Raw genomic sequence first — 12,248 nt, 5'->3', positions numbered from 1 at the left:
AGTTTACCCATGAATAAGTCACTTTTAGAACAACTTTCACCAACAAATTGTCAGGTTATTTTTATTGATCATCAGCCACAAATGGCTTTTGGGGTACAGTCAATAGACCGCCAAGTATTAAAGAATAATACGGTAGGATTAGCAAAAGCAGCTAAAACATTCAATATTCCTGTCACCATTACCACGGTTGAAACTGAAAGCTTTTCTGGTCATACCTATCCAGAACTTTTAGATGTATTTCCAGATGCTCCATTACTAGAACGTACTTCAATGAATTCATGGGATGACCAAAAAGTACGCGATTCGCTTGCAAAAAATAATCGTAAAAAAGTGATTGTTTCAGGCTTATGGACAGAAGTGTGCAATAACACCTTTGCTTTTGGCGCCATGCTTGAAGGCGATTATGAAATTTATATGGTTGCAGATGCTTCTGGTGGTACATCAAAAGAAGCACATGACTATGCCATGCAACGTATGATTCAAGCAGGTGTTGTTCCGGTAACTTGGCAACAAGTATTACTTGAATGGCAACGTGATTGGGCACACCGTGATACGTATGATGCAGTTATGGCAATTGTACGCGAGCATTCTGGTGCTTACGGTATGGGTGTGGACTATGCCTATACGATGGTACATAAGGCGCCTGAACGTACAACATCAAAACACGAAGTACTTGCACCAGTTCCTGCAAAATAAGAAATAGTTGAGTTAAGGGTATTTCGATATTTAAGTTGATTTATTCGATTTTTGACTATATTTGATAAGTGGAAAAGCCATCTGCAACTGTTCGAGGCAGGACAAAATCTGAAAAGATTGTAATTGAACGAGTTTTGCAGATGGCAATGGTTTTGGTTACTTTTCCCGAAAGAAAAGTAACAGAATTAACTCCTCTTATTGGATGTAAAACGGTCAGACTCCGTCGTGTAAAATCAAAAAGAATAATGAAATATATATGTTGCTATACCTTTATTTTTTAGAACGATAATTCACAAGAATGGAGTTCAGAATGACCGAAATAAACCTCATACTCATAAACGGTAAAATCACAACACTAGATCCTCAGAACCCCGAAGTACAAGCAATTGCGATTGCAGACGGTAAAGTCGTACGCACAGGCACAAATGATGAGGTTATGAAGCTCGCAACATCTATAAGCAAAGTCGTAGACTTAAATGGTCGTCGCGTTATACCAGGTCTAAATGACAGTCATCTGCATATTATTCGTGGTGGCTTAAATTACAATATGGAACTGCGCTGGGAAGGTGTGCCATCCGTTGCTGATGCATTACGTTTACTTAAGGAGCAAGCAGATAATACGCCAACTCCACAATGGGTTCGTGTCGTAGGCGGATGGACTGAGTTCCAGTTTGCCGAAAAGCGTTTACCGACTTTAGAAGAAATTAATAAAGCTGCGCCAGATACTCCTGTATTCGTTTTACATTTATATGCCAGTGCTTTGTTGAATCGAGCTGCGCTTGAGGTATTAGGCTTTAACAAAGACACGCCAGACCCACCGGGTGGCAAGATCGTACGAGATGAAAAGGGTGAGCCAACAGGTTTATTGCTGGCAACTCCATCCGCTATGATTTTGTATTCGACCTTAGGTAAAGCACCGAAATTGCCAGTTGAAGACCAAGTCAATTCAACTCGTCATTTCATGCGTGAGTTGAACCGATTAGGTATTACTTCAGCAATTGATGCGGGTGGTGGCGGTCAAAACTATCCTGAAGATTATGATGTAATTAAGCAATTGCACGATCAAAATCAAATGACGGTTCGAATTGCTTATAACCTATTTGCTCAGAAGGCAGGCCAAGAGCTTGATGATTATCGCCGTTGGACCGAAATGACATTTCCAGGTGATGGTGATGAGCTATTTAGAATGAATGGAGCAGGTGAGAACCTGACTTGGTCGGCAGGTGACTTCGAAGATTTCTATGAGCCACGTCCGGATTTACCGGAAAAAATGGAAGGTGAACTCGAAGCCATTGTAGAGCACTTGGCTGAAAAGAAATGGCCATTCCGTATTCATGCAACCTATGATGAAAGTATTAATCGTTTGCTCAATGTCTTTGAGAAAGTAAATTCAAAACAGCCGTTTGCAACTCGATTTATTATTGACCATGCCGAAACTGTATCTGAACGTAATATCGAACGTATTGGTGCGTTGGGTGGTGGTATTGCCATTCAACACCGTATGGCATATCAAGGTGAGATTTTCGTAAAACGCTATGGTGCCGAAGCTGCTCAGGCAACGCCACCAGTTAAGAAAATGTTAGAACTTGGTGTTCCTGTGGGGGCTGGGACAGATGCGACTCGTGTTGCCTCTTATAACCCTTGGGTGTGTTTGTATTGGCTAAGTACGGGTAAAACAGTCGGTGGTTTACCACTCTATGATGAAAAAAATCTATTAGACCGTCAGACAGCACTTAAACTCTGGACTAAAGGTTCGGCTTGGTTCTCAGGTGAAAAAGATGTCAAAGGTTCACTCACAGCAGGGGAACTTGCTGACTTGGTCGTATTGTCCGATGACTACTTCAAAGTGGAAGCAGAAGATATCCAGTGGATTGAGTCTGTACTCACTGTTTTAGGCGGAAAAGTGGTATATGCAGGGGCTGAGTTTAAGCAAGACGATCCGCCATTACCGCCAGCATCTCCAACATGGTCGCCAGTAAAACGCTTTGGTGGTCAGTGGCGTTTATCCGAAAATCGTAATGCACCTTCGAATCAATCATTACAGTCACAAAGTGCATTGTGTGAATGTACTAGCAGTTGTGGCATGCATGGACATAGCCACTCATGGATGCTTGATGTTCCTGTAAATGATAAGGACAAAAAATCTTTCTGGGGTGCACTCGGGTGTTCTTGTTTTGCATTTTAAATAAAACAGTTTGGGAACCTGCCTCGTTAAATGGCTTGCTTCTCTAAGGTATGTACGATGAAAATGTACTTGTTATCTTTGGCTGTAGGGTTGCTCGTTGGTGTCTTATATTACGTTTTAAATGTTAAGTCACCAGCTCCACCTCTTGTTGCATTAGTCGGTTTATTAGGCATGGTAATTGGAGAGCAACTGCTTCCTTTTATCAAATCCTATTTTTAATCCGTTTCATTCAAAAAAAGCTAAATGGTTCCATGCCATTTAGCTTTTTATATTAATAAGTATCTTCAATTACTTTATACGACTGCCTTGTTCATCAATAATCACTTCACCATCTTCTTTTGCAAAATAGCCTAAGTTTTTTGAATCTAAAATGTCGAGCACCACTTCAGAAGGGCGGCAAAGTCGTGTGCCTTTTGGTGTTACCACGAATGGGCGATTAATTAAAATTGGGTACTGCACCATAAAAGCAATTAACTGCTCATCGGTCCAATGAGCTTGTTCCAACTCTAAATCTTTATATGGATCAACATTTTTACGGATTGCTTCACGTACAGTTAAGTTTGAATCCTTAATGAGTTGGATTAGCTCATCTTTACTTGGTGGTGTTTTTAAATATTCAATAATACTGGGTTCAATCCCAGCATGACGAATAAGCGCCAATGTATTGCGTGAGGTTCCACAAGCAGGGTTATGATAGATTTTTACTTGCTCAGTCATGGCGTAAATTCAGCGTTGAATTAAGATATTGCTTTTATATATGGATATCCGTATATTTGCAATAACAAATATATTCTGTTGAAGATATGATCAACCAAGTCGATTTCTTTAAATGTCTATCTGACCAAACTCGGTTAAATATTCTTAAATTAGTTCTAAACAAACAAAATATTTGTGTTTGTGAGCTAACAGAACAGCTTGAGTTGAGCCAACCGAAAATCTCCAGACACTTGGCATTATTAAGAACTCATGGCGTATTACTGGATGAAAGAAAAGGCCAGTGGGTCTATTACAGCTTAAATCCTGATTTACCTGTCTGGGCTTTAGATATTTTAAAGGTGATCGGAAATGATGAGACTAAGACAAGAGTCAAACAACAAGATCAACCTTTCACTACTACAACGTGCTGTGATTAATCTTCCTAGTTTTTTGTCTTAAAAATTTGTTTTTTTAGTATCAGTACTTAGTCAGTTGTATGCATTGAACAACATTAATCAATTCTTTCATCGAGTAGAGCATGACCAAACAAGGGCTTTCCTTTTTAGATCGAAACCTGACGCTGTGGATTTTTATTGCGATGGCTTTAGGCTTAGCGATTGGAGTTTTCTTTCCTCAAGCATCTGTGTCTTTAAACGAATTAAGTGTAGATAACGTTAATATTCCAATTGCGATTGGTTTAATTTTGATGATGTATCCACCTTTAGCAAAGGTTGATTACGCTGCGTTACCAGAAGTATTTAAAGATAAGAAAACCTTAACTTTATCATTGGTACAGAACTGGATTATTGCTCCAGTATTAATGTTTATCCTTGCGATTATTTTCTTACATAGCTATCCAGAGTATATGACTGGCCTCATTTTAATTGGCTTGGCACGTTGTATTGCAATGGTATTGGTCTGGAATGGTTTGGCTTGTGGCGATAACCAATATGTTGCAGCGTTGGTTGCATTTAACAGTATTTTCCAGATCTTATTCTTTAGTACTTATGCATGGCTTTTCTTAACTTTCTTACCGCCTTATTTTGGTGTGGCAGGGCAAGTCATTGATGTGAATTTTTGGACCATCACACATGCGGTTTTGGTGTACTTAGGTATTCCATTCTTAATGGGGTTCTTGACGCGTTTGGTTTTAGTTAAATCAAAAGGGTTAGATTGGTATCAAACTAAATTTTTACCAAAAATCAGCCCGATTAGTTTAATTGCTTTACTTTTTACCATTGTGGCGATGTTTAGTCTAAAAGGTGGTGATGTAGTGAGCTTACCTTTAGATGTATTACGTATTGCGATTCCACTTACGATTTACTTTGTGGTGATGTTCTTTATTAGCTTCTTTATGAGTAAACGTATGGGGAATAATTACCCGCGTACAGCGGCAATTTCATTTACCGCGGCAGGTAATAACTTTGAGTTGGCTTTAGCTGTTGCGATTGCAACTTTTGGTTTAGCGTCACCTGTGGCATTTACTACAGTAATAGGACCATTGGTTGAAGTACCTGTGCTGATTTCATTGGTTTCAGTTTCGCTTTGGTTAAAGAAAAAGTATTACGCTTAAGAGATATAACAAAATTTATTTGATCAAAGTTTTATTAAAGTGCCTTTAGACAGGCACTTTTTTATTGTCTCGTTATTCACATTCAAGTCATCGTTGGCAAAAGTTTTTGCAATAGTTCAATAAAGTTTGAAACTTTCGCTGAATTTTCATTTTCACGTGTAATCAAGTAAATAGGCGCATTCATTTTTATAGAGTCATCAAACTCGCGATATACAATTTCATGTTCCCAAAAGTTATGCATTGAGGCTGGCACAATCGTTATACCAATTCCAGCAGCGACTAAATTTAATGTTGCAGTAGGGCGAGGTGCTTCCTGAATAATGCGTGGACTAAAGCCTGCTTGATAACAGCTATATAAAATATTGTCATATAAACCTTGTCCTGAAGAACGACGGTATAAAACAAAATTTTCATCTGATAAGTCATTTGAGCTAATTTTTTCTTTTTGTGTAAGTGGGTGGCCCATAGGCAATGCCACCATCATTGGCTCATCTAATATATGAAGATGTTTTAACCCGATATCACGGCTGATCGGCGCTCTCAAAAAAGCAATATCAAGTTTCTCGGAGATTAATCGATCTAATTGTTTTTGGCTGCCTGCTTCTTCAAGTTTGGTTTGTACGTTTGGATATATTTCTCGATATGAGCGCAATACTAGTGAAATAAGCGGATGCAAACCTGCTGAACTTGTAAAACCAATATTGAGTTGCCCAGTTTTACCTTGGCTAACATCTTGGACTAATTTGGGGATATGTCTGGCATGTTCTAATAAAAGTTGTGCTTCTTTAAATAAAGCTAAACCCGCTTCTGTTGGTTCAATTCCTCGAGGCTGGCGAATAAGTAATTGTGTACCGAGTTCTTCTTCGAGTTTTTTAAGTAAACGCGTTAAAGGTGGCTGTTGAATAAACAATCGGTTTGCGGCATGTGTAATATTCCTTTCTTCAATTACCACAACAAAGGCATGGAGCTTATGTAAATCGAGCATAGGAATACCTTTATGGTATGGTTAATGAAAATAAAAGCATTTGTAGATATATCACAAAAGTATCATTCTATCTTGGTCAGATAAAGTGAAAAGTAACGAAAATGAACCATGTTGAGATTGCCGTGCAGAAGGAGAGTGTCCCGACCTGCACAGAGTTATTTTTAGGTTTTTTAACATTAGGTTTAATTGGATTCGGTGGCGTGCTGCCTTTAGCCCGTAAAGTTATTGTAGAGCAGAGACAATGGTTAAGCCCTGAAAAATTCACTGAGTTGCTTGGTCTGTGTCAATTTTTACCGGGCGGCAATATTATTAATTTATCGGTTGCGATTGGCATGGAGTTTCGCGGTGTCCGTGGAGCAGTGACCTCCCTCATTGGTCTGATCCTTGCACCTACAATAATTGTTGTACTTTTACATTATGTCTATGAGCAGTTCCAAGACAACCTTATGGTTAAGCATCTTTTTGAAGGGTTAGGAGCAGCAGCAGCAGGGCTTCTGGTGGCAACTGGCTTAAAAATGTTGAAACCATTATTACGTAACCCAATAGCGATGTGTGTTGTCGTGGCAGCAATTGTTAGCATTGCTTTTCTAAAAATCTCTTTGCTTTTAACCATGCTGATTTTGTTGGCACTTTATTCAACTATTATTTGGAGACGTGTGTAATGGGCGCAGTTCTACTTACTTTAGCCATCATTTTTACTCAATTGTCTCTTATTGCATTTGGTGGCGGCAATACAATTTTGCCTGAAATGCAACGCCAAGTGGTTGATATTCACCATTGGATGACGGCACAAGAATTTAGTGCATTATTTGCCATGGCTCAAGCAGCTCCCGGTCCAAACATGATGATTGTACCGTTGGTAGGATGGCATGTAGCAGGGTTGTCAGGTCTACTGGTAACGTCTACTGCTAAATTTTTACCTTCATCAATTATTACTGTGTTTGTAATGAGAGGTTGGTCAAAATTTAAAGATAAGAAATGGCGCCGTGTTTTACAGCTTGCTTTACAGCCTGTCACTGTGGGAACAGTGCTTGCCAGTGCGTGGATTATTTCTGAGGCAGCAGCAATAAATACTTTACTTGTAATTATGGTCGTCATTGCAACTTTATTATCTTTAATTAAAAAAGTTCATCCCTTGCATGTATTGATTGCTGGAGCGGTATTTGGCGTGGTCTTACTTTAGTTTAACCAGTTTGCCGACCTGCGCTGGATGAGTTCAGGTTGGCTTTTTTTGATGAAGAAAATAACAATTAAATCTAAAAAACCGATTAAATCTATAAAAACATACTGTTTTACCTATTTATTGTTTTAACGTACTATGCATCTATTGAAAGAATTTGGATGCATTGGAGCAAAAACAGATGTTAGATCAAAACATTAAAACTCAATTAAAAGCTTATTTAGAACGTTTAGAAAGTCCAATCGAATTAGTTGCTGCTTTAGATGAATCAGATAAAGCTGCTCAAATTAAAGAGTTAGTGACAGAAATCGCTGAGCTTTCTGACAAGGTGACTGCCCGTTTTGATGGTAACAATACACGTCGTCCAAGCTTTGGTGTGGCTAAGGCAGGTGAACAGCCTCGTGTGTTCTTTGCAGGCTTACCGATGGGTCATGAGTTTACGTCTTTGATCTTGGCTCTGTTACAGGTGTCTGGTTATGCACCGAAGGTTTCTGATGAAGTGCTTAACCAGATTAAAGGCCTAAACCTCAAAGCCAACTTTGATGTGTTTGTATCTTTAAGCTGCCATAACTGTCCTGATGTGGTACAGGCGCTCAACCTGATCGCGATTTATAACCCGAACACCACAGCAACCATGATTGATGGTTCATTCTTCCAAGACGAAGTGGAACAACGCAAAATCATGGCTGTACCAATGGTATTCCAAGACAACGAACACATTGGTCAAGGTCGTATGACCCTTGAAGAGATTGTGGCAAAACTTGACACCAACTCAGCTGAAAAAGATGCAGCCGCACTCAATGCCAAAGATGCTTTTGATGTATTGGTGATTGGTGGTGGACCTGCGGGTGCAACAGCTGCAATCTATGCGGCACGTAAAGGTATTAACACAGGTATCGTGGCTGAACGCTTTGGTGGTCAGGTGATGGATACCATGGACATTGAAAACTTCACTTCTGTGCAAAAGACTCAAGGTCCTAAGTTTGCTGCTGAGATGGAAGCACATGTCCGTGAATATGATGTCGATATCATGAACCTGCAACGTGTTAGCAAGATCACAGGTGCCAACCAAACTGAAAATGGTCTGGTTGCGGTAGAACTTGAAAACGGTGCAAAACTTGAATCGAAAACTGTGATCCTTTCTACAGGTGCACGTTGGAGAGAAATGAATGTACCGGGTGAAGCTGAATACCGCACCCGTGGTGTTGCCTACTGCCCACACTGTGATGGTCCATTGTTCAAAGGCAAACGTGTTGCCGTGATTGGTGGTGGTAACTCAGGTGTTGAAGCTGCAATTGACCTTGCAGGGATTGTTGAGCATGTGACTTTGGTTGAGTTCGATACAAAACTTCGTGCTGACCAAGTGTTGCAAAACAAATTACATAGCTTGCCAAACACCACTGTAATTATGAATGCGTTAAGTACAGAAGTGTTAGGTGATGGCTCACAAGTGACTGGTCTTAAATATAAAGACCGTGCCACTGATGAAGAGCATGTGGTAGAGCTTGCAGGGATCTTTGTACAGATTGGTTTACTACCAAACACTGACTTCTTAAAAGACAGTGAAGTTGAGTTAACCAACCGTGGAGAGATCATTGTCAATGACCGCAACGAAACCAATGTTCAAGGTGTATTTGCTGCGGGTGACTGTACCACTGTGCCTTACAAGCAAATCATTATTGCTACCGGTGAAGGTGCTAAAGCATCACTCTCTGCGTTTGATTACATCATTCGTTCTGGGCAGTAAAATCTAGTCTAAAACAAAAGAGCCAAAGGATCACCTTTGGCTCTTTTTTATTTTTATGGTTTATATAAACCGTGTTCGACTAAATGCTCTCGTAAAATACGACGCAATTCTAATACCGCTTGGGGTGTGAGCTGGATTGAATGACCACCCGGAAGAACTTTCTCAGATTTTGCGCCTTCTAAGTGAGCGCTCTTATAAGGAACAATACCATCGGTAATTACATTTGGATCATCGCTCTTGGTAATGTTACCCATAATTGAGTGGAAGACTAATCCTTGGTGTGGGTTAATATTTTCCGTAAGCTCCATAAATTTAGATTGATGACTCAAATCACTTGGACCATTTTGAATCAAACCATTATCAATGTTATTCAAGAAATCTTTAACATCTAAATTTTCAGTGGTGAGTGAAGTGGCAACAGCCGATAAAAATGCACCCGGTAAACGAATAATTTTACGTGCTGCTAACGTAAACCAACGATCTGCATAATCTGTACCTCTGTGAGGCGATGCCAAGAAAATTGCACGATCAAAGTTAGCAATTGAATGCATTTGCAATCGCTCGGTAACCATAGGGTGTTTCTTGAAACGGTTCTGTTGACGTACAGTCATCAGTTTTAAGGCAGGTTTGGTAATATCACCATCACTGACCAGTAAACGGCTAATAATACCGCCCATACTATGACCTACAAGAACAGCATCATGTGCAGCAGGGTCACTTGGGTTTAGCGAACCAAACGCTTGTTTAAGCAGTGCATAAATTTGGAAGCGACTTTCCAAAATTGGCATGTTGGTCGAGTAGAAAACTTGCCAAACCTGATAGTTATCTCTTAAAACAGTATCGCCCATAACATCGTTGGTGAGAGCAATCCATGCCTCGGGGCTACTTGCCAAACCATGTACCAACACAATAATTTTTTTGTTTGGATTATAAGGTTCAAGCATATAGAGGTGCGGCATAGTTAAATGCTGATCACGATCAATCAGACTTAAATAAGCCGCTACGCCTAAGTTATTTTCAGCTAGCCATAAACCATAAGGTGCAGAGAAGTTCGCAGCTAGGGGGTATTGCTTACCTGCGACATTAATATTATCGGTACGATAAGGGTCATAAACTCGAATTACAAATTCTGGGTTATTTAGAATGTCTTGAACAGTTTTAGCATTTTTAGGCTCAGCCACAATCGTTGCTGCTAAATAACGGGCATGGTGAATATTAGGATTCACACCATTTTTATAACTGTAATTGAGTGGATCTAAAATATATTCATTAATGTCTTCTTTTCCTGAACTCGGAAAAACAGCCACAAATTCAGAACCGAAACCATCACGACGGTTGATTGTTCTTAAACCAGAGAAATTTAAGTTATAGCTCGAAATTAATTTCTCTAACTTTTGGCCAGTTAATTGTCTATGAAACTCAAAGTCTATTGAATAAACACTCTTACCAATATGGATTTGTGGTTCTACCACATTTTTTTTCGGGTATCTTAAATCATAAACACTCACCATTTTGGCAATGGCTTGATTATAAAAGTCGCGTATTTGAACTTGTCTGTTATCAAAAATACGGTCAGTCGGCTGACGTTTTGTTGAGAACAAATAGGCATAACTATAACGGATACTCTTGTCGAGTAAGTTCAATTGCTGGTCTAAGCAATCGTCATATTTATTCTGAATCGCTTTTTGTTCATCAGCCGCTTTGTGTTTAGTGAATCGACTAATTTTACACTCGGAAGAATCTGATAAAGCCATCGCTTTTGCCAGATACATTTCGCTTGCAGCAGATAAAAGCTGTTCGTCTAAAATTTGGGGAAGATTTTTAAGCTGATTAACACAGGTGTCAGGGGAGTCTGTACAGGTTTTGGCCTCTTGTCCTGACATAGACAAAACGTTAAGACTTGCTTCACTCAGTTTATCTTGGGTAAGAATACTATTACGTTCATTTGCAATAGTAACGTTGAGAGCTTGTTGCTTAACATTGACCACCTGACATCCGCTCAGAATTGAACCGAGGAGTATGACCGTGAAGAGCGCTGAGTTTCTTTTTCTAACAAACATTATGGTCAAATATGTGGATCAGTAATATGCTGATCATACAAATTTTAAAGTATTTTTCAATTGATCAAATATAAAAAAAGGGCTGTCAAATCAGCCCTTTTTAATAAGCTTATACTCTTACTTTTTTGCAGGTGCAGTTGGGGTAGCTGGTGCCATAGCAGGGTTTGTTAATACTTGCCATACATTCCAACGACCTTGTTTTTCAATTTCTTGAATTAAACGATCTGCAACTTCAGCTTCGTCAGGGTATTTAACCTTGTAATTTTTCAAAGTCTGAATCGCATTTTTCTTTTGTTCCATTGCAATATAGTTATTTGCAGCGGCTAAATATGCTTCTTGAACATTGCCTTTAATGGCTTTGTCTAAGTATGGAATAGCTTCACGTTGACCACCACCTTCAGACAAACCAAAACCAAACCAGAAATTCGCTTCGGCATCGTCTGGGTTAATTTTTAAAAGTCTTTGAGCATATTCTAAAGATCTAGTTGTATGCGCAGTACCTAAATCAAGGTTACGGGCAAGTACGCTTGCTTTAAAAGCACGAATAAGAATATCAAATGACGCATTTGGATTAGCAGCTAATGTATCTAAGCGCTGAGTGACTTCTTTAAGTTTGCTTTCAAAACCTTTACGTTCTTGACGGTCAGTAAAGCGAGGCGGGTAGTGACGAGCTTTACCTTCAACAAGTTGTAAGAAGTCATCAATTTCAGTCACATCAATTTCATTATCGCCCGCTAAAACTGCGTATTTCATTGAACGTTGTGAATTATTGATAGTAGGTACAATTAATTTATTTGTATCTAATGTAAGTGATTTAGTTGGATCGTCCTGACGAGTTACCACCATTTTAGTTACAGGCTGTGCTGCAGCTTCTTTTAAAGCGACTTCAAACGCAGGTGGAGCATCATAATTAAATGGATTTAACGCATAAAATGGAGGAGTAAGCTCTGGTTCCTTGAAAACAAAAGGTTCAATTTTTTGTTCTTTTACAGGTGCCATTGTACACGCTGTTAAACTAGAAGTTGCAAGGATTAAATACGCCAATGGCTTAAAATTCATAGGATCTTCCGTTCATTTTAGTAAAGTCAGATTTGGTACAGCTAAGTCTAGGAAAAGCTAAACCCAC

12 protein-coding genes are annotated in these 12,248 nt (G+C 39.3%); 8 read left to right on the top strand and 4 right to left on the bottom strand.

Translation table 11 applies throughout. The features are described 5' to 3' along the window. Positions 1-9 precede the first annotated feature (9 nt). The 3 genes from RMA95_RS14455 (at position 10) to RMA95_RS14445 (ending at position 3,100) form a co-directional block, all read left to right on the top strand. The gene (locus tag RMA95_RS14455) at positions 10-696 is read left to right on the top strand and encodes a hydrolase (RefSeq protein WP_001043290.1); all 687 of its coding nucleotides are present in this window, start codon (positions 10-12) and stop codon (positions 694-696) included. A 310-nt stretch (positions 697-1,006) separates the two neighbouring features. Beyond that, entirely contained in the window at positions 1,007-2,881 is a 1,875-nt protein-coding gene (locus RMA95_RS14450) for an amidohydrolase (RefSeq protein WP_311071482.1), read from the top strand. 57 nt (positions 2,882-2,938) lie between these two features. After that, on the top strand, positions 2,939-3,100 hold the full coding sequence (locus RMA95_RS14445; RefSeq protein ID WP_000784879.1) for a DUF1427 family protein: 162 nt from the start codon (positions 2,939-2,941) through the stop codon (positions 3,098-3,100). A gap of 69 nt (positions 3,101-3,169) precedes the next feature. Here RMA95_RS14445 and arsC read toward each other — a convergent pair whose 3' ends face one another. Beyond that, complete coding sequence (gene arsC, locus RMA95_RS14440; RefSeq protein ID WP_198307714.1) at positions 3,170-3,598, bottom strand: arsenate reductase (glutaredoxin); 429 nt, start codon at positions 3,596-3,598, stop codon at positions 3,170-3,172. An 86-nt stretch (positions 3,599-3,684) separates the two neighbouring features. Here arsC and RMA95_RS14435 point away from each other — a divergent pair, with 86 nt between their 5' ends. Both RMA95_RS14435 and arsB read left to right on the top strand, forming a co-directional pair. Continuing rightward, positions 3,685-4,014: a metalloregulator ArsR/SmtB family transcription factor gene (locus RMA95_RS14435; protein ID WP_192833504.1), complete on the top strand. Its 330-nt coding sequence runs from the start codon at positions 3,685-3,687 to the stop codon at positions 4,012-4,014. Positions 4,015-4,115: 101 nt separating this feature from the next. Continuing rightward, entirely contained in the window at positions 4,116-5,150 is a 1,035-nt protein-coding gene (gene arsB, locus RMA95_RS14430; RefSeq protein WP_013198160.1) for an ACR3 family arsenite efflux transporter, read from the top strand. An 82-nt stretch (positions 5,151-5,232) separates the two neighbouring features. Here arsB and RMA95_RS14425 read toward each other — a convergent pair whose 3' ends face one another. Further along, the gene (locus RMA95_RS14425; RefSeq protein ID WP_311071476.1) at positions 5,233-6,135 is read right to left on the bottom strand and encodes a LysR family transcriptional regulator; all 903 of its coding nucleotides are present in this window, start codon (positions 6,133-6,135) and stop codon (positions 5,233-5,235) included. A 101-nt stretch (positions 6,136-6,236) separates the two neighbouring features. On the opposite strand from RMA95_RS14425, the gene RMA95_RS14420 reads away from it, so the two are divergent. The 3 genes from RMA95_RS14420 (at position 6,237) to ahpF (ending at position 9,062) form a co-directional block, all read left to right on the top strand. Beyond that, positions 6,237-6,797, top strand: coding sequence for a chromate transporter (locus RMA95_RS14420; protein ID WP_311071474.1), 561 nt, complete (start codon positions 6,237-6,239; stop codon positions 6,795-6,797). Then, a complete protein-coding gene (locus tag RMA95_RS14415; RefSeq protein WP_009388239.1) occupies positions 6,797-7,318 on the top strand; it encodes a chromate transporter in 522 nt (173 codons plus the stop codon). Before RMA95_RS14420 ends, RMA95_RS14415 begins: the two co-directional genes overlap by 1 nt. Positions 7,319-7,496: 178 nt before the next feature. Continuing rightward, positions 7,497-9,062, top strand: coding sequence for an alkyl hydroperoxide reductase subunit F (ahpF, locus tag RMA95_RS14410; protein ID WP_311071470.1), 1,566 nt, complete (start codon positions 7,497-7,499; stop codon positions 9,060-9,062). Between the two features lie 53 nt (positions 9,063-9,115). Here ahpF and RMA95_RS14405 read toward each other — a convergent pair whose 3' ends face one another. Further along, the gene (locus RMA95_RS14405) at positions 9,116-11,122 is read right to left on the bottom strand and encodes an alpha/beta fold hydrolase (RefSeq protein WP_311071468.1); all 2,007 of its coding nucleotides are present in this window, start codon (positions 11,120-11,122) and stop codon (positions 9,116-9,118) included. Between the two features lie 117 nt (positions 11,123-11,239). After that, complete coding sequence (locus RMA95_RS14400) at positions 11,240-12,181, bottom strand: ABUW_2363 family tetratricopeptide repeat lipoprotein (protein WP_263613517.1); 942 nt, start codon at positions 12,179-12,181, stop codon at positions 11,240-11,242. Positions 12,182-12,248 lie beyond the last annotated feature (67 nt).

It is taken from the genome of Acinetobacter sp. V110_1 (assembly GCF_031798975.1).
GTDB lineage: Bacteria > Pseudomonadota > Gammaproteobacteria > Pseudomonadales > Moraxellaceae > Acinetobacter > Acinetobacter nosocomialis_A.
The sequence above is the reverse complement of the archived record's forward strand: the minus strand, read 5'-3'. Positions and strand labels throughout refer to the sequence as shown.

Excerpts from the sequence above, each read along its gene's own strand:
- RMA95_RS14420 (WP_311071474.1), top strand. The coding sequence starts at position 6,237 with ATGAACCATGTTGAGATTGCCGTGCAGAAGGAGAGTGTCCCGACCTGC.
- RMA95_RS14445 (WP_000784879.1), top strand. The coding sequence starts at position 2,939 with ATGAAAATGTACTTGTTATCTTTGGCTGTAGGGTTGCTCGTTGGTGTC.
- RMA95_RS14455 (WP_001043290.1), top strand. The coding sequence starts at position 10 with ATGAATAAGTCACTTTTAGAACAACTTTCACCAACAAATTGTCAGGTT.
- ahpF (WP_311071470.1), top strand. The coding sequence starts at position 7,497 with ATGTTAGATCAAAACATTAAAACTCAATTAAAAGCTTATTTAGAACGT.
- RMA95_RS14400 (WP_263613517.1), bottom strand. The coding sequence starts at position 12,181 with ATGAATTTTAAGCCATTGGCGTATTTAATCCTTGCAACTTCTAGTTTA.
- RMA95_RS14415 (WP_009388239.1), top strand. The coding sequence starts at position 6,797 with ATGGGCGCAGTTCTACTTACTTTAGCCATCATTTTTACTCAATTGTCT.
- RMA95_RS14435 (WP_192833504.1), top strand. The coding sequence starts at position 3,685 with ATGATCAACCAAGTCGATTTCTTTAAATGTCTATCTGACCAAACTCGG.
- RMA95_RS14405 (WP_311071468.1), bottom strand. The coding sequence starts at position 11,122 with ATGTTTGTTAGAAAAAGAAACTCAGCGCTCTTCACGGTCATACTCCTC.
- RMA95_RS14450 (WP_311071482.1), top strand. The coding sequence starts at position 1,007 with ATGACCGAAATAAACCTCATACTCATAAACGGTAAAATCACAACACTA.
- arsB (WP_013198160.1), top strand. The coding sequence starts at position 4,116 with ATGACCAAACAAGGGCTTTCCTTTTTAGATCGAAACCTGACGCTGTGG.
- arsC (WP_198307714.1), bottom strand. The coding sequence starts at position 3,598 with ATGACTGAGCAAGTAAAAATCTATCATAACCCTGCTTGTGGAACCTCA.
- RMA95_RS14425 (WP_311071476.1), bottom strand. The coding sequence starts at position 6,135 with ATGCTCGATTTACATAAGCTCCATGCCTTTGTTGTGGTAATTGAAGAA.